Annotated in this window: 7 protein-coding genes; 6 read left to right on the forward strand and 1 reads right to left on the reverse strand. The window is 62.8% G+C overall.

The window, feature by feature from the left end:
* Positions 1–214 precede the first annotated feature (214 nt).
* Positions 215–2,137, reverse strand: coding sequence for a choice-of-anchor J domain-containing protein (locus J4E00_RS25650; protein ID WP_208178202.1), 1,923 nt, complete (start codon positions 2,135–2,137; stop codon positions 215–217).
* 486 nt (positions 2,138–2,623) lie between these two features.
* Here J4E00_RS25650 and J4E00_RS25655 point away from each other — a divergent pair, with 486 nt between their 5' ends.
* The 6 genes from J4E00_RS25655 (at position 2,624) to J4E00_RS25680 (ending at position 18,934) form a co-directional block, all read left to right on the forward strand.
* Positions 2,624–4,600, forward strand: coding sequence for a DUF3857 domain-containing protein (locus J4E00_RS25655; RefSeq protein ID WP_208178203.1), 1,977 nt, complete (start codon positions 2,624–2,626; stop codon positions 4,598–4,600).
* 74 nt (positions 4,601–4,674) lie between these two features.
* Complete coding sequence (locus J4E00_RS25660; RefSeq protein WP_236050153.1) at positions 4,675–5,172, forward strand: PaaI family thioesterase; 498 nt, start codon at positions 4,675–4,677, stop codon at positions 5,170–5,172.
* 240 nt (positions 5,173–5,412) lie between these two features.
* Positions 5,413–7,131, forward strand: coding sequence for an ATP-binding protein (locus J4E00_RS25665; protein ID WP_208178204.1), 1,719 nt, complete (start codon positions 5,413–5,415; stop codon positions 7,129–7,131).
* A gap of 138 nt (positions 7,132–7,269) precedes the next feature.
* Positions 7,270–7,905, forward strand: coding sequence for a response regulator transcription factor (locus tag J4E00_RS25670; protein WP_208178205.1), 636 nt, complete (start codon positions 7,270–7,272; stop codon positions 7,903–7,905).
* Positions 7,902–8,186, forward strand: coding sequence for an NAD(P)H-dependent oxidoreductase (locus J4E00_RS29900; RefSeq protein ID WP_208178232.1), 285 nt, complete (start codon positions 7,902–7,904; stop codon positions 8,184–8,186). The genes J4E00_RS25670 and J4E00_RS29900 overlap by 4 nt, the downstream gene beginning before the upstream one ends.
* 794 nt (positions 8,187–8,980) lie before the next feature.
* Positions 8,981–18,934: an FG-GAP-like repeat-containing protein gene (locus J4E00_RS25680; RefSeq protein ID WP_208178206.1), complete on the forward strand. Its 9,954-nt coding sequence runs from the start codon at positions 8,981–8,983 to the stop codon at positions 18,932–18,934.
* Positions 18,935–18,959: the final 25 nt, after the last annotated feature.

Genomic DNA, 18,959 nt, shown 5'->3' on the forward strand with positions numbered 1-18,959 from the left:
GAATATTCTTAGCTAGCGACGGAACAAGCCGCGTAGCGGTGACAGAAATGCCAGAACAGTTGTCACTGCCACGCGGCTTTACTTGTTTATGCCCCTGGTGCTACAAGCCAGCCGCCACCACGCGGCTACTTTGCAACTTGGGGTATAGCCCGTTTTATAGGGCAAAGCTGCAGGGGAGGAGCTTGCCCCTACAGCTTCTGAATCCGAAACTCCTCTAATGCACCACCGACAGGTGGCGGGTGAGGGAGCCGTCGGCGGTGTGAATTACCACGTTATAGAGTCCGGTGGCCAGGCCGGCCGTATTCAGGCGTATGTGTTGCAAGCCCGCGCGCAAATTCCCATTCGTGGGCATGGCAGCTACGCGGCCCAGGGCGTCCACCAAATCGACCCGCACAGTGCCGGCTTGGCGGAGGTCAAACGAAAGTTCGGCTTCCAGATTGGTCGGGTTCGGCGCCAAGGCAATGGAGGCCGGGGACACTGCATCCGTTACAGCCAGGGGCGTCGCCCGGATTGTCACGTCGTCCAGGTAAAAGTTGTTTCCATAGCCGCTGGTGGCCCGGAACGCCAGCATGGCATTCCTCGGCACGTTCCGCAGGTCCACGGTCTGCAGCGCCCATTGCGACTGCGTTGGGACGAAGGCCCCCATCGCAAACGTCATCGATGGAGCGGTAGCCAGGGCGGCACCACCCTGGCCCCACAACGAAACCCAGGATGCGCCACAGTTAGTCGAATACACTACTTCCAACAAGTCGCTTATGGCAAATAGCTGCGCATAGGCCACGTAAAAGTCCAGCACTTTCCCGCCGTTGGGCAGGTTGGCCGCCGCAATAATGGCGTAGTTCACTTCTCCGGCGAAGAAATCAGCGTTGCTGTGCCGCAGGGCGTACGAGCTGTTGTTATGGCCGACGTTTGCCAGGGTCCAGTTTTGGCCGTTGGCGTTCGCATCATACAGAAGCCAGTTGGGCGGCAGCGCTCCGGCATTCTCGAAACTCGCGGTTGTGGGCAGGGCCGCCCTGGCCGTATTATACAGCACCACAGTGGCCCGGGACATATTGTTGCCGCCGTTTACATCGGGTGCGCCGTTGGGCAGGGCCACCGAATCGGTCACAACGTGCGTGCCCGGGGCAACCACCAGGGCGGGCAAACCCACCAGCGTGGTGGTTTGGGCGGGCAGCGCACCAGTCCAGGCATACGTTAGCCAGGCCCCGGTATCCAGCCGGTAGTAAATGCTGGCCGAGGTAAGCGGCGTGGAAGCCGCATTCGTTAGGCTGACAACGGGATAGAGCGTGGTGCTGGCACTGTCGCACACGAAAGGCCCCGGTAAGAGCAGCCCGGTCGAAGCGATGTCCATAGGAAGGGGGATGTAGGCCGATACCGCCGCTTGCGCGACGGTCTGGTCGGTGTCGTTCTGCACCCACGCCACGATGCGGGTTTCACCATTGGGGGCTTTGTTGACATAAGACGGCACCCGGCCGGTGAGGGTGAACGTCTGCGATTGGCCCGCCGTCCAAGCATTCGGCAGCTGGGTGCCGCCCGCGTCAGGATACATCTCGCGTACCACGTTATGGAAGTCGGTTTCGCCGTTGGTGCCAGGCGCGGTAGCGTAGTGCAGGCGCTCAATCAGGGCTACCCGCAGCTTCAGGTTGGCCCCGCTGGGAGCGTAAGCACCAGCGGCCGTGATGGTGATGGTTGCCGTTAGCGAGTCGCCCGCTGGCCGCCACTGATGTGCTGCGCCGATGGTGAACGGAGCGGCAGTAGCCGCAGCCGCATCAATATCGCTCTGTAGTAGGTTGGCAACGTGTCCGGGGCCGGAGGGTACCGCCGTTCCGGTGCCCAGGCCCGTGCCATCGAGACGGCCATAGGGGGCAAACGGCACATTGTAATACTGGGAGCGCGCATCGGTGACCGTTCGGTAGGCGTTATAGATAGGTCCCGCGAATGGAATGGGACTCTGGTAGCTGAGCGCCACAACCTTGGTAGAATTGGCGCCAAGCAGGGTCCAAAGGTCCGGATTGTAGACGGCGCAGGGGCCGCAATTTTCGCCGGTAAATTCTTCGTAGAGCGCAAGGTGTTGCTGGGCGCGTAGCGGTGCGCTGCTGAGGGCAGCAAGGGTAAGGGACAGTAACAGTTGTTTCATTGCAAAAGAGCGATTGATGGATACTCCGCACAGGACAGGCCAAGATTGTAAAAGGCTTCCGGCGTCGTAAGCCAGCCGCTGCTAGCGCTAGTAGTATTCACCAGTTTCTCCGCATGCAATTGCCGCTAAAAGCCCTTTCAGGGCTGATTTAGGGCCGCTAAAGAATAGCTAAGCCTGGTTGTGGCACCGGTTTGCCGCAAGGCACCAGGCAAGCCAGGCGCGGTATTGTAGCGCGAACTTTTAGTTCGCGCTACGGCCACGCATTGACTTAGAAACGGCGCTAACCATCCGGAATTTTTCTCCTGCGGCGCAGTTTAAGCCGGCCGGCAGCTACAAATTGGTCGCCGTTACGCGGCTATTATGCAACTTGGGCTAACTTACTGGAAAGTTGTTCAGCAGTGAGAAGGTCTGGGCACGCCGGCTGCAGGTTCGCAAGCTTAAGATGACAGAATTGCCCAAGACAATAGAATTAATAACCCACCCCTAATGCGTCCTTTCCTACTCCCCGTTTTTCTGCTTTTTACCGCTGCGGCCTCGGCCCAGAAGCTGCCAACCGACCTCGTACACGCCGGCTACGACTGGGACGCCAAGCGCCACCAGCGCTTGCCCATCACGGTTGAGGAAGAGGCCCTGCCGGCCGTGATGCTGCGCGATTTTACCAGCATCGAATACTATTACGACAAGGCCCTGAAAGACATGCGGCTCTTTGCCACCGAGCACCGCATCGTGCGCGTGAACTCGTCCGATGGTATCGAGCGGTACAACAAGATTGTAGTGCCGGTGCTGGAATCGGGGGCGCCGGTCGACATCAAGGCCCGGACCATCAGCCCTCGTGGGGAGGTGCACGAGGTGAAAGCTGCCGACATGAAGGAGCTGAAGGACCAGGAAGGCGGCCGGGGCTACCGCATTTTCGCCGTCGATGGCGTGGAAAAGGGCAGCGAGGTGGAATATTACTACACCCGCGAGCGAAATTTCAACCACTTCGGCAATGAGATTCTGCAGGGCGAAACCGCCGCGCACGACGTCACCTTCGAGCTGATTTCGCCCGAAGCCCTCACCTTCGAAACCCGTACCTACCATGGCCCGGCCGCGACCAAGGACACCACCGTGGCCGGCCACCGCATCCTCCGCCTCACCCAGAAAAGCATCCCGGGGCTGCGCGATGAGGCTTTTGCCAACGTGGCCGCCCAGCGCATGCGCGTGGAATACAAGCTGGCCTATGTAGCCAGCAAGGGCCAGGTGCGCCAGTTCACCTGGGCCGATGCCAGCCAGTACATGTACCGCACCATGACCAGCCTGGGCAAGGACGACGTGAAGGCCGTGGCCAAGGTGCTGGCCGCCGCCAAGCTGCCCGTGGGCGGCCCGCTGCCCGAGCGCATCAGGGCCGCCGAAAACTACGTGAAGCTCAATTTCAACCTTGAGGAAGGCGCCAGCCCCGCCCTGGCCCAGGTGGTGGCCACGCATAATGCCCCGGAGGCCGGTCTCACCCACCTGCTGGCTGCCATCTACCGCACGCTGGGCGTGGACTATGAGCTGGTGGTGACCAGCAGCCGTGAAGCTTCGCCCTTCGATGGGACCTTTGATACCTGGGACTACCTCGACCATTTCGCGCTTTACTTCCCCGGCACCGGCCAGTTTCTGGCCCCCGGCCGGCCCGACATGCGCTACGGCATGCTGCCCGCGGAGTGGACGGCCGGCTCGGGCCTGTTCATCAAGGGCGTGACACTGGGCAGCATTGAGTCGGCGGTGGGCAAGGTGAAGGACATTCCCGCCCTGCCGGCCGAGCAAAGCCCGCACGACATTGACGTGACCGTGGCCTTCTCGCCCGACCTGGAAAAGAGCACCGTGCAGCTCCGCCAGACCCTGGGCGGCTACCCCGCCGCCCAGATTCAGCCCTTCTGGGCGATGATTCCCGAGGCGAAGCGCACCGAGATAATGCAGGGCTTGCAGAAGTCGGTGGTGCCCGATGCCACCAACTTTCAGAAGATGGAAGTGCGCAACGTGGAACGCGGCGTGAGCCCTCTGGAAAAACCTTTCATCATTGAAAGCCAGCTCGAATCGGCGGCGCTCCTGGACAAAGCGGGCCCGCGCTACCTCTTCAAAATCGGCACCCTGCTGGGCCAGCAAACCGAGCTATACCAGAAGGAGGAGCGCCAGTTCGACGTGGAGAACGACAATAACCGCCGCTACCTGCGCACCATCCGCTTCGATGTGCCGGCGGGCTACGCCGTGCGCAACCTCAACGACCTGAACGTGGACGTGAAAGCCGGACCCGACGCCACCAAGCCCGACTACGACTTCCATTCCTCCTACGTGCAGCAGGGCCAGACCATTACCGTGACCGTAGCCGAAAACTACCGCCAAATCCGCTGGCCCAAAGCCGATTTCGAAGCCTTCCGCACCGTGGTAAACGCCGCCGCAAACTGGAATAAGGTGGTGCTGGTGCTGGATAAGAAGAGCTGACGCCGGCCGCTGGAGGAGGCACATCCAGCACCCTGAGCACAGCGCCGCGTAACGACAAAACGTACCTTCGCTTCATGATGCCCACCACCGACTCCCCGCAGGCCGCCGCTTTCCGCCGCCAGGTCCTCAGCCCCGCAAAGCTGTGGCTCTTCATGTTGCGCAAGCTGCCCATGGCCTGGCTGGCGGGGCTGCGCCTCACAGCGCTCACGTCGGAAGCGGCCACGGTCACCATCCGCTTCAAGTACCTTACCCAAAACCCGTTTCGAAGCATCTATTTTGCCTGCCTGGCCATGGCGGCGGAGCTGGCCAGCGGCATCCAAGCCATGATGCACGTGCAGGCCGGCGGGCCCGTGTCCATGTTGGTGGTGAAGCTGGAAGGTGATTTTACCAAAAAAGCCGTCGGCCTTATCCGCTTCACCTGCCCCGATGGCCCGCAGATAGCCCAGGCCGTAGCCGAGAGCCGCGCTACCGGCGAAGGCCGCACGGTGGTCTGCACGAGTACTGGCCTCGATGAGGCCGGCGACGTGGTAGCCGTATTCCGCCTTACTTGGTCGTTTCGGGCCAAGAAGTAGGGCAGTTCGTTAAGTAGCCGTTGTAGTGCAGCTGTTGGGAAACGAAACCGCATTTCTGCTCCACCGCGTATGAATATTCGGGCGTTTCTGCGGACCTTGCCGGTTTGTGTGTCGTGGCTTATTATGTGTTTGTCAGTAAGAATAACATTGTTGTTTGTTGGATTGCTACTTGGTCAGACGGCCTGGGCTCAGCCCACCGGAACGGGCCCAGTTCCTAGCGTTCCTGCATTACCCGATTCGTTGCGGGCGCAGCTGCGCCGCCCTGGCCAGCCCGACACCGCGCGGGTAATGGCATTGATTGGCCTCAGCACCTTCTACATATCAACTGACCTGGACAGCGCCCGCCGATACAGTGGACTGGCCCTGGCCTTGGCCCGCCGGCGGCGGTTTGGCAGGGGCGAAGTGCAGGCCCTCAACAACCTGGCGGCAACCTACTACTACAGTTCCGACTACCCCGCCGCACAACGCACCTTTGAGGCCGAACTACGGGTGGCGCAGCGAATGCACGACCTGCGAAATCTCGGCCATGCCTACCTGGGCCTGGGCAACGTGGCAACGGCCTTGCAAAACGACTCGCTGGCCCGCACCTATTTTACCCAGGCGCAACGGGCCTACGCGGCCTGCCGGCCCCGCAACGTGCGCGGCGAGCTGCTGGTGCTACATAACCTGGCCAACGGTTATCTGGCCGACGATGCCAGTGCCCGGCAGCTCCGGCAGGCGCGAGCTCTGGTAAAGCAGGGCCTGGCTCTGCTACCCCAGCCCGATTCGCCCTTGCTCACCAAGCTTCAGCTCCAGCTGGGCACCATTCAGATGCTGGAACACCAGCCCGATTCGGCTACTGCTACCTGGCTGCGCGCCCTGCGGGTGAGCCACGCCCAGGCCGATTTTCAGACCGAAGGAGAAGCCTGGCTGCACTTGGCCGACCTCGCCCAGCGGGAGCGACAGCCGCAGCTGGCCCTCGACCGGGTGCGGCAAGCCACCACCTTGTTTCGGCGGCTAGGCGATGATGCCTCGGTGGCGCAGGGCCTGGACATGACTGCCGCGCTACTGGCTACCCTGCATCGGCCCGAGGCCTACGACACCCTGCGCCGCTACACCGCCCTGCGCGATACCCTCCTCAACCGCGAGCGCCTCGACGCCGTGGCCACGGCCCAGGCCCGCTTTCAGCAAACTGAGCAGCAGGCCCGCATCCGGGCCCTGGAGCAGGAGCGCCGCATCGCGGAGCTGGAGGAAAGCCAGCGCACCGTGCGCACCCGGGTGCTGCTGGGTGGGGTAGGAGTGGGGGCGTTGTTGCTGACCGGGGCCGGAATAGGGGCCTACCGCCGGCGCCAGCAGCGCCGCGAAGCCGCTCTGCGCAACCAACTGGCCGCCGACCTGCACGACGACGTGGGTACCCTGCTCAGCCAGATTGCCCTGCAAACCGACCTGCTTCAGGAGGGCCTGGCCCCCGCCCACGAGCAGCCTGCGCTCTGGGCCGGGGTGGCCGACAACAGCCGCATGGCCGTGCGCCAGCTCAACGATGTAGTGTGGAACCTGGATGCCCACAACGATACCGTACCGAACCTGCTCGACCGCCTGCGCGACTACTCCCACGAGGTGCTGGTGCCCGCCGGCCGCGACGTGCGCTTCGTGGTGGATGCGCCCTCAGAAAACCCTAGTCTGCCCGCGCCGGTGCGTCGCCACCTCTACTTCATCTACAAGGAAGCGCTGCACAACATCCTGAAATATGCCCCGGTGCCGGCCACCGTGACCGTGAGCCTGCACCGCCAGGGCCACCTTCTGGTACTGGAAATCGTGAATGACGGCCCCGTGCTCCGTACTTCGGCCACCCCGGGGCGCAGCTCTGGTCATGGCCTGCGCAACATTCGGACGCGGGCCCAGGCCATGGGCGGCAATGCCACGGCCGCCGCGCTGCCAACCGGTGGCTTTGCCGTGCGAGTAGAAGTGCCCGTGGGGTGACGACAGCCGTATGGTGCAAGTAGCCCGCGCTCCGTGCTTTGGGGTACTTGTACCACACGGCTGTTTCGCCTCAAAAAACTTGTCTTGTCGCATCAAAATGCGCTATCGGTGCTTTTCCGGGGCCGGTAGTTTTGCCTTATGCAGAGCACCATTCCCCTTGCCATCATTGAAGACCAGCCGACCATTCGGCAAACCTATGCCACTTACCTCTGCGCGCAGCCCGAATTTGACTGCGTGCTGGTAGCGGGCTCGGTGGAAGAGTTTCTGGCTGAGCTGCCAAGCACCCGTCGCCAACCCCGCCTCATTCTTTCCGACATCGGCCTGCCCGGCCTGACGGGCATTGAGGGACTGCCGCGCATCAAACGAGTGTTGCCCCAGGCCGAAGTCGTTCTCATCACCGTTTACAACGACGCCGAACGGCTATTTCAGGCCCTGTGCGCCGGAGCGGTGGGCTACCTTTTGAAAACCACCCTACTGCGCGACGTGAAAGCCAGCCTGCTGGAAGTAATGGAAGGTGGCTCGCCGATGTCGCCGGCCATTGCGCGGCACGTGGTGCGCCACTTCCAGCCCGTGCCGTCCCTGACGCAGGTGCTCACGGCCCGCGAGATGCAGCTAGTGCAGGCCATCGAAGAAGGCTTGAGCTACCGCCTGGTAGGCGAGCGCATGGGCATCACCCTCAACACCGTGCGCACCTTCATCCGGCGCATCTATGATAAGCTGGAAGTCACCTCCAAAGCCGAGATGCTGGCCCGCCACCGCGCCGGCCGCAGCTGAAAAGCCCTGCAGTTGCTCTCCGGGCAACGACAACTGGTTCGACAGCGGAACCGTCGGACCGTTCCGTAAGTCAAACGGATGAGGCCATCGCGCAGCTAATGGCGGCCGATGTCCTCGTCATTGGGGTACCGTTCTACAACTTCACTATCCCATCTTCGCTCAAGTCGTGGCTCGACCACCTCACGCGGGCGGGTATCACGTCCCGCTACACTCCTACCGGCCCGGAGGGGCTGATAACGGGCAAAAAGGTATACTTGGCGGTGGCAAGCGGTGGCATCTAATCCGAAGGCCCGCAGTAGTCCGCCGATTTTGCCACGCCCTACCTGCGCTGGATGTTGGGATTCCTGGGCCTCAGGGATGTCACTGTAGCCCGGGCCGAAGGAGTCAAACTGCCGGATTTTCAGCCCACCGCCTTGCAAAAAGGTATCGATAGCATAGCCGTATAAAACAGAACGGCAGCGACCAGTCCCGGCAATAGCTCTCCCTGGCGGGGCGGACGTTTTGCAGCGAACTGCTGTCTGGAAAGACCTTCCAACGCAACCGAAGCAAGGCGTAAGTGGCAACTTGTTAGTGGTGCATACTTGTCTAAGGCCTGCGTCTGTGGTGGAGCAGAGCGTCGGCAGCACGAGCATTGCCCTAAAAGGGGCGGGCCAGTTGGCTCGCCCTTTTTGCTGGTTACTACATTCTGCGCACAGCTAGCAGGTTGGGGCAAAATGGCCATCGCGGACAGCCCACCCAATCGGCAGCCTTTGCCAGAGATATTTAGTAGAATAGTATAATAAAATGTTTTATCTGTACTCTTGTTATTTGCTCAAGTATAAGCTGGCTTATCTGTTGATATAATGGGTTTTTACCTGGCAGTAGGGCAGGGGGTAGCTCTGAAAAACAACATGTTTATGTCATACCGCAGCTTTGTTCTACGGTTGACCTTTGCGCTAGCATGCAGCCGGTCCAAATGACTTCTATTGGGACTTGTAGGCTGGTGTGTCGCCTCGGTTGCCGTTGGAGGTCTGCTTGACCTGAAAATCGCACCAGGAAGCCTATTTCCATAGCAATACTAACCCCGTTCAATTTGATGAAACACTTTTACCCGATTGCCCACCAAGGCACCACCAGTCGTGCTGGCTCATACATGGCGGCCCGCGTGGGCGGGCCCGTATCCTTTATATTTCAGTTGCTGCTGGTGTTGCTGCTGGCCGCCGGTGCGGCCCACGCTACCAACCCCGTGCTCACCATTCAGGGCACAGGCAATGGCGGTGGCGACGTGACAGCCTTTGTCGACCAGGTGCAGATTGTGCAGGTATCGAATAGCGCCGTGATTGGCAGCGCCATAGCCAACGCCGGCTTTGAAGCACCTACCGTGGGCGCCGGCAACTATCAGTATAACCCAACTGGCGGAACCTGGGTGTTCAACGGGGAGTCGGGCCTCAGCCAAGCAGGCGGTGGTTTTAGCCCCCCTACGCCCCTCGAAGGGTTTCAGGTGGCCTTTATGCAGCGCACGTCAACTATTCAGCAGACTTTGGTGCTGGGCACCGGCACCTACCAGGTGAAGTTTTTAACCACCCAGCGCACCAACTGCTGCGGTGCCCCTTACAACCAGCAACTCAACGTGTACATTGACGGTATACTGGTAGGCAGTATTACGCCGCCCAGCAACAACACCTACACGCAGTTTACGTCGGCTTCGTTTACGGTGGACCCGCCGGCTGTAACCAGCCTTTCGCCCACGCGTAATAGCAAGGTAGCTGCGGCGAACAGCAACGTGTTAATCGGCTTTTCGCAGAGTATTGACAACACCACGGCTGGTAATATCAAGGTGTACTCGGGGCAGGCTGGGGGTAGGAAGTCCGGCAGCTACAGCACCAGCGGTGGCACTGTCACCTTCAACCCAATCACCGACTTCAAAGCAGGCGAAACGGTATTTACCACCATTCCAACTGCGGTAGCCAGCACTGGCGGAGCCACTACGACCAACAAGCAGGTGTACCAGTTTACGACCGCCGTAAGCGGCACGGGACGGGGCAACTTTCTGCCCGGCAGCACCATCGCCGCGGGCGGTGGCGGCTACGAGGTAATCGCGGCTGACTTCAACGGGGACGGCACGCTGGACCTGGCCGATACCGGCGGCGGCCTGACTATTCGCCTAGGTACGGGCGGCGGTAGCTACGGCGTCGGCACGGCCTACGCCAGCGCCGGCGGGGGCTTCTCGCTCACGGCCGGCGACCTCGACAGCGATGGCGACCTCGACCTGGTGGTGCCTACCAGCGGTGGCTCCATCTCGGTAATGCGTAACAACGGCAGCGGCGTCTTCACCGCTCTGACGGCGGCGAATAGCAGTGGCAACGACCCACGCAAAGCCGCTCTGGGCGACCTCGACGCCGATGGTGACCTCGACCTAGTAGTGCCCGTTTCGAGCGGCGGCGGAGCAGTGGGCATATATTTCAACAACGGCAGCGGTAGCTTCACCGCCCCGACCACTTACACGGGCTCGGTTAACTCGACCTACGTGGTGCTCGGCGATGTAGACAACGACGGCGACCTCGATTATGCCGTGGCCGACTACACCAACTCCGTTGTGGTGGTGCGGCTCAACAATGGCAGCGGCGTTTTCTCGGGCGGCTCGAGCGCGGCCGTTGGGGCTAACCCCAATGGCTTGGCCTTGGCTGATGTGAACAACGACGGTGCTCTGGATATGGTGACGGCCAACGAGGGTGTGGCATCGGTATCGGTACGCTTGAACAACAACAATGGCACAGGCAGCTTCGGGGGCAACAGCACCTACACCGTGCCTACTACTGCCTCGGGCTTGGCTGTGGGCGACGTAGACGCCGATGGCGACCTCGACCTGATGGCCGGCAGCCGCGGTGGCACTGGCTTCTACCTGTTATTGAACAGCGGCAGTGGCACTTTTGGCGCTGCCAGCAGCATCGCGGCAGCTAATGCCATGTTCTACCTGACCCTGGCCGACCTCGACAATGACGGCGACCTGGACCTGGCCGGAGCCGCCAATAATGGCAGTGCGCTATTCGTGCGACTGAACCAGCCTCCCGTTCCTACCATCGCGAGCTTCCTGCCAACGACCGGAGCCGCCGGCACCAGCGTGACGCTGACCGGTACCAACTTAACGGGCGCGACCGGTCTGAGCGTAAACGGCATTGCCGTGACGCCTACAGTGATAAACAACACCAGCCTAACCTTCGCAGTGCCGGCCGGGGCCAGCAATACGCAGAGCATTACGGTGACCACTCCCGGCGGCACCAGCGCGGCCAATACAACCTTTACAGTGCTGCTGAACGTGGCCAGCGCCAACCCGGCCGCCAACACCCGCACGGCGCCCCTGGCCAACTCGGCCACGGCCGTCACCTTTACCGAATCCGTAACGGCCGCTTCGGCAGTCAACCTGAAAGTCTTTTCGGCCCAGGCCGGCGGCCGCAAAGCTGGCACCGTGACGGTGGCTGGCAGCACAGCCAGCTTCGCGGCTACGGCCAGCACGACGGTTACCTCCTTTAAGCCCGGCGAAACCGTGAGCGTAAGCGTGCCCGCTACCGTGCTCGGCGCGGGCGGGCTAGTGGCCGCGCCTTTCGTATACCAATTCACCACGGCCACCACGACTGGTGCCGGCACCTTCGCTGCTAAAACCGACTACGCCGCCGCTAACAGCTTCGGCGTGGCGCTGGGCGACCTCAATGCCGACGGCCTGCTCGATATGGTGACGACGAACTACGGCCCTATTGGCTCGGCCAACGGTACCAACGTGTGGGTGCTGCTGGGGACCGGGGCCGGCAGCTTTGGCTCGGCCACGTCTTACACCTGCGGCACTGGCCCCGATGCCGTAGCCATCGGCGACGTAAACAACGACGGCAAACTCGACGTGGTGACAGGCAATTATAGCACCAGCAACGTTTCGGTGCTGCTGGGCTCGGGCACTGGTACATTGGGAGCAGCCGCTAGCTTCACGGCCGGGACCAACGTCTACAACGTAGCCCTGGGCGACGTGAACGGCGACGCCAACCTCGACATTGTGACGGCTAATGGCGGCAGTAGCAACGTATCGGTGCTGCTGGGTAACGGCGCGGGCAGCTTCGGCGTCAGAACTGACTTCACCACCGGCACCTTCCCCATCGGCTTGGCCCTGGGCGACGTAAACGGTGATGGCAAGCTCGACATCGCCACTGCCAACAATAGTGGCAATAATGCCTCGGTGCTGCTGGGTACCGGCACCGGCAGCTTCGGCACTAAAACCGACTACACTACTGGTGTTAACGCCAACTGTGTGGCGCTGGGCGACCTGAACGCCGATGGCAAGCTGGATATGGTGGTGGGCAACAGCAACCCCAATATGGCCTCGGTGCTGTTGGGCTCGGGTACTGGCACCTTTGGGGCCGTTACCAACTTTACCATCGGCAGCAACGTGCGCAACCTTGCCCTGGGCGATGTAAACGGCGACGGTGTTTTTGACATCGTGACGGCCAACTACGGCGCGTCTTCGGCCTCGGTGCTGCTGGGTACCGGCACCGGCAGCTTCGGCGCTACAACCGACTACACTACCGGAAGCAACTCCACTGGCGTGGTGCTGGGCGACGTGAACAACGACGGCCGCCTCGATATTGCCACTGGCAACAACGGCGGCAACAATGCCTCAGTGCTGCTGGGCATGCCCTTCGCGCCCACCATCAGCAGCTTCGCGCCCAACCCGGCCCTGCAGGGCCAGGCCGTAACCGTAACCGGCGCCAACCTGACCGGCATCACGGCCCTAACGGTAAACGGCGCCACCATAACCCTGGCCAGCATCGCGAACAATACCGGTACCAGCGCCACCTTCCGGGTACCGCTGACGGCCGCTACCGGCTTGGGCACCACCAGCCTGACCACCGCCGGCGGCACGGCTAGCAACGCTACCCTGAGCGTGAGCGCCGCCCTGACGCCGCCCGGCAACGCCCTGGCATTCGACGGTGCGGACGACTTCGTGGCCTTCGGCAGCACCCCGGCGGTGAACAACCTGGGCCCCGGCTCCTTCACGATGGAGGCCTGGGTGTACTACGACGGCGGCAGCGGGCCCGAGTCGATTATCCGCAAGGACGGCGACTACAACCTGTACCTCAACGGCAACACCCTGCACGCCGAAGTGTGGTCCGCCGGCACCGGCAGCAGCACCTGGCAGCGCACCGACGGCACGGCTACTTCGCTGCCCGCCAACCGCTGGGCGCACGTGGCAGCCGTATGGAACGGCAGCGCCATGCAACTGTATATAAACGGCGTGCCGGAAACCAGTACCTCCACTACCAGCAGCATAGCCGCCTCAGCCAACCTCACGCTAGGCAAGTCGCAGGTTTACACCAACCTGCTAAACGGCCGCCTCGACGAGGTACGCATCTACACTACCGCTCTGACCCAGGCCAATATTCAGGCCGACATGCGGAGCACGGCGGCCAGTGTGCCGGCCAGCCTGAAATTCTACGTGAACTTCGACCAGGGCACGAGCGGCGGTACCAACACCGGCCAGACCACGCTCTACGACCAGACCAGCACCGCCTACGCCGGCACGCTCACCAACTTCGCGTTGGCGGGCACTACGACTTCGAACTACCTGGAGAGCTACGCGCTGGTTGTGCCCACCGCCACAGCGGCCAGCATCATTGTCGGCACCAGCTTCACGGCCAACTGGACGGCTCCGGCCCTCGGCACCGTGGATAACGGCTACCGGGTGGACGTGTCGACGAGCAGCACCTTTGCCTCGGTTATCAGTGGCTCGCCCTTCACGGTCGCCAGTGGCACTAGCTTGAGCATCACTGGTCTGACTAGCAACACGACCTATTACTACCGCGTGCGGGCCGACAAAACGTCGGTGACCAGCCAGGGCGGCAACTCTAACGTCATCAGCCTGACAACCCTGCCCGTTCCCACCATTACGGGCTTGAGCCCTACCAGTGGGGTAGTGGGCACCCCGGTGGTCATCACCGGTACGGGCTTCACCGGGGCTACGGCCTTGGCCTTCAACGGCACGGCGGCTAGTGGCTTCACGGTGAACTCGGCCACCCAGATTACGGCTACCGTGGCGGCGGGCACCACTACGGGCACCGTTTCGGTAACTACGCCCGGCGGCACGGGCATCAGCACCGGCACCTTCACGGTGCTGCTGCCGCTGAACGTGACGGCCCTAAGCCCGGCCCGCAACGCCCGCGCGGCGGCCACTGGCACGGCCGTGGCCGTCACCTTCGACCAGGCCCCGACGGCGGCTTCGGCCGCCACCATCCGGGTGTTCTCTGGCCAGTACAAGGGCTTGCGCACGGCTACCACGGCCGTGAGCGGCAACACGGCCACCCTCACGCCCACCGGCGGCAATTTCCTGGCGGGCGAGTTGGTGAGCGTGACGATTCCGGCCACGGTGCAAAGCAGCGCCGGGGCCCCGACCAATAAGCAGGTGTACCAATTCACCACGGCTACCAGCGGCGCGGGCCGGGGCACCTTCGCGGGAGGCTCCGACCTGGTGATGGGCTCCCGGCCCTATAGCGTGGCTACCGGCGACCTCGACGGTGACGGCGACCTGGACTTGGCCGTGGCCAACTATAGCTCCAGTAATATCAGCATCAGTCTGAATACTGGCAATGGTACCTTCAATGCCCCAACCACCGTAGCGGGGTCTAATAACCCGTACAGCGTGAAGCTGGGCGACATCGACAGCGACGGCGACCTGGATATGCTGGTAGCCAACGTGAACAGTAGCGTGATAAGTGTGCGCCTAAACCAGGGCAACGGCACCTTCGTGAACGGTACCGACCTGACCACCGCGTGCCAGGAAATAGTGTTGGGCGACGTGGACGGCGACGGCGACCTCGACCTGCTGGGGGCTACTTTCGGCAAGATTATCGTGCGTTTCAACAACGGCAGCGGCTTGTTTACCACCAATGCCGACATCACCTTGGCCAGCACCGCCACCTACGGATTGGCCTTGGGCGACATTGACGGCGACGGTGACCTGGACTTTGTGGCGACCAACGGTGACGTGAACCAAGTACGGGTGTTCAGCAACAATGGCGCAGGCACCTTTACCAACAGCGCCACGCTGAACGTGAGCAGCCCTTACAACGATGTTGCTCTGGCCGATACTGACGGCGACGGCGACCTGGACCTGCTGGTAAACAGCTTTTTTTCGATTGGCGTTTACGTGTATCCCAACAGCGGCCTGAACACCGGCACCTTCCCCACCGGCACCTTAGTGAACGTGGGAGCGGGCAGCAGCTATCCCAACAGCTTGGCCGTGGGCGACGTGGATGCCGACGGCGACTTGGACTTTCTGACCGCGAACGCCAATACTAACACGGTGGCCGTACGCCTGAACAACGGCAGCGGAGTCTTTTCAGCCAGTGCTAACCTGACCGTCGCCGGCTCACCATCGTCGCTGCGGCTAGGCGACCTTGACAACGACGGCGACCTCGACTTCGTGACCGCCAACTTCACCGTCGGCGTCAATACGGCCAGCGTGCGCCTCAACTTTGCGCCGCCTGCTATCAGCAGCTTCTCGCCCAACCCGGCGGGCGCGGGCATTCCCGTCACCCTCACGGGCACGGACCTAAGCGGAGCCACCAGCCTGACCATCAACGGAGCAGCGGCTACTATCCTATCCAATACGGCTAGCAGCATCACCTTCAAGGTGCCGGCTGGGGCCACGGCCACCGGCAGCAGCAGCGTGACCACGCCCGGCGGCACGGCCAGCAGCACGACCTTCACCCGGCTGCTGCCTCCCGGCAATGCCCTGGCCTTTGACGGAGTAGATGACGAGGTGCGGACGGCGGCGGCTCCCACCTTCGGCACGGGCAGCTTCACGCTCGAAGCCTGGGTGCGCACCAATAGCAGCAGCACCAGCAACTTTGTGGCAATGGGTAGCGCGGGCGGTGGCAACGACTACTGGCTGGGCATGTCCAACCAGCGGGCGGCCGTTTCTATATCCGGCGGTACGGCCTGCGTGAGCACTTCGCTTATCAACGACAACCGCTGGCACCACTTAGCCGGCGTTCGCAACGGCACCCAGCTCACCATTTACGTGGATGGCGTGGCCCAAAATACCTTGACCAATACCAATTCGGCTAGTCCCACTGCCTCGCTGGGCATTGGCTCGTTTGGCAACGGCAGCTACTTCTGGCCCGGCAGCCTCGACGAGGTGCGCCTCTGGAATGTGGCCCGCACCCCGGCCCAGCTCCAAGCGGCTATGACCACCCCGCTGGTGGGCAACGAAACCAACCTGACCGGCTACTATTCCTTCGACGAGGGCACGCCCAACGGCCCCAACACTGGCCTGACCATGCTCTACGACCTGACCAGCACTGCTAGCCACGGCACGCTGCTGACCGCTGCCCTCACCGGCAGCACCTCAAACTGGGTGGAAAGCTACGCGCTAGTGGTGCCCACGGCCACGGCCGCCACGGCCACGGCCAGCACCAGCTTCACCGCCAACTGGACGGCTCCGACCACCGGCACGGTAACCAACTACCTAGTCGACGTGTCGACGGCAGCTGATTTCTCCTCGATGGTCAGCGGCTCGCCCTTTACGGTGGCTGCGCCCACGCTCAGCAAAGCTGTGACGGGCCTGACTGCTGGCACCACGTACTACTACCGCGTGCGGGCCGACAAAACCAGCGCAACCGGCCAAGGCGGCCCCTCCAACGTCATCACGGTACCGACGTGCGCGGCTCCGGTGGCTGTGACTCGGAACACCACCGTGACGCTGGACGTGAACGGCAACGCCACCGTGGCTGCCACCGCCGTGAACAACGGCAGCACGGCCAACTGCGGCCCGGCTACGGCCGGCAGCCTGAGCGTGTCGCCGAGCACCTTCAGCTGCACCGATGCCGTGCCGGCCACCGTGGCCAGCTCGTTGAGCTTGAACGGCACCAACCAGTACATCACCGTGGCACCGGGCAATAGCCTGCCCATTGGCAACAGCTCCTACACGCTCGAAGCATGGATTAAGCCCACCGCCATGGGCAACTATGGCATCATCGGCTGGGGCAACTACGGCAACGGTCCGCAAGTGAACGCCCTGCGTCTGTTCAACGACTTCCGCGGCATCGGGCTGGTCAACTACTGGTGGGGGCCGGACATTGTCCAGAATACTGCCAACCTGAGTGGGGCCTGGCACCACGTGGCAGCCACCTACGATGCCGTGGCCAACACGCGCACGCTCTACCTCGACGGCGTGGCCATCATGACGGACAACCCCGGCGTTCACACCGTGCCCAACGCCGACAATGTCACCATCGGCACAACCTGCCCGGGCGTGTGCGGGGGCGAGCCCTTCAACGGTAACCTCGATGAGGTACGCATCTGGAACGTGGCCCGCACGGCCGCCCAGATTAATGCCGCCAAAAGCATTGGCCTGCCCGGTGGCACAGCCGGCCTGGTGGCTTATTACCGCTTCAACGAAGGCAGTGGCACCCTAATCAACGACGCCACCGGTACGACCGCCAACGTGGGCACCTTCGTGGGCAGCCCTACTTGGACCACCGACGCAGCGCCGGTGGTGAATGGCACCCCCGTGACCCTAACCGTGACCGACGCCAGTGGCCTCACCAGCACGGCCCAGGCCCTGGTAGCGGTAGGTGTGCCGCCCACGTCCACCACTACCTGGGACGGTAGCGCCAGCACCAGCTGGACCGCCTGCCAGAACTGGAGCTACGGCCAGGTGCCCGATGCTGCCACCAGCGCGGTGATTCCGACCAGCCAGCCCCGCTATCCCACCGTGGGTACCAACCAAGCCGCCAATGACCTGACCATTAACGCGGGCGGCAGCCTCACGCTGAACGGTGGCAGCACGCTACAAGTGAACGGCAGCTTTGCTAACAACGGCTCGGCCACCCTAACCGGCACCGTGCAGTTTGTGGGCAGCGCCGCCACCCAAACCCTGGGCGGTAGTACCTCCACGCCCTTCACCACGCTGGTGGTGAACAAGGCCAGCGGCACCGTGCAGCTGGGTCAGACCCTCACCATCAATTCGGCCCTGACCCTGACCAGTGGTACCCTGACCACCGGCACCTACCAAGTGAACCTGGGCGGCTCGGCCAGCGTAAGCGAGAGCGACGCTAGCTACGTGCTGGGCAAAGTAGTGGTGAACCGGACGCTGACCGCCGGCACAGCCGAGCCCTTCGCCGGGTTGGGCCTGACGCTGACGCCAGCCGCTGGTTCTGCCTCGCCCGGTGCCACGCTGGTGACGCGCACCACCGGCACGGCCATTGCTGGAGCGGGCACGAGCCAGAGCATCCTGCGTAATTTCAACATTCAGCCCGCCACCAATGCTGGCCTGAACGTAACGCTGGCCTTCAGCTATTTCGCTCACGAACTCAATAGCATCCCGGTGGCCAACCTGGCGATGTTCAAGTCGGTAAGCGGGGGCACGCCCTGGATTCCGCAGCGTGGCACCACGGTGGCCGGCAACGTCATCACCAAAACCGGCATCACCGACTTCTCCATCTGGACCTTGGGCAACGCGGCCAACCCGCTGCCGGTGGAGCTCACCGACTTCACGGCCACGCTGGTGGACAACGCCGCCATACGCCTGGCCTGGGCCACGGCCAGCGAGAAGAACAGCGCCAGTTTTGACGTAGAGCGCAGCCTGGATGGCAAAGCTTTCGAGCGCGTGGGCACGGTGCCCGCCGCCGGCACCAGCAGCGCCCCGCATACCTACAGTCTGTTCGACAGCAAGCTGCCCACCGGCGCCGCCCTGCTCTACTACCGCCTCAGGCAGGTAGACCGGGACGGCACGGCTAACTACTCGCCCGTGCGCTCGGTGGCTCTCGCTCCGTCACTCGGTCATTCCGTCGCCGTTTTCCCCAACCCGGCCCACGGCGGCTTGGCCACGCTCACGGGTGCGCTGCCCGGCACGGTGGTAGCCGTGTTTGACGCGCTGGGCCGCGAAGTAGCTAGCGCTCCGGCCGATGCCACGGGCACGGCCACGCTAGTGCTGCCAGCCGGGCTGCCGGCGGGCGTGTACGTGGTGCGCGCCGGCAACAAGGCCGTGCGCCTCACGGTGGAGTAGGCGTAGCCGAGTTATCGGCTGGCCC

Source organism: Hymenobacter negativus, from assembly GCF_017571495.1.
In the GTDB taxonomy this organism is placed as follows: domain Bacteria; phylum Bacteroidota; class Bacteroidia; order Cytophagales; family Hymenobacteraceae; genus Hymenobacter; species Hymenobacter negativus.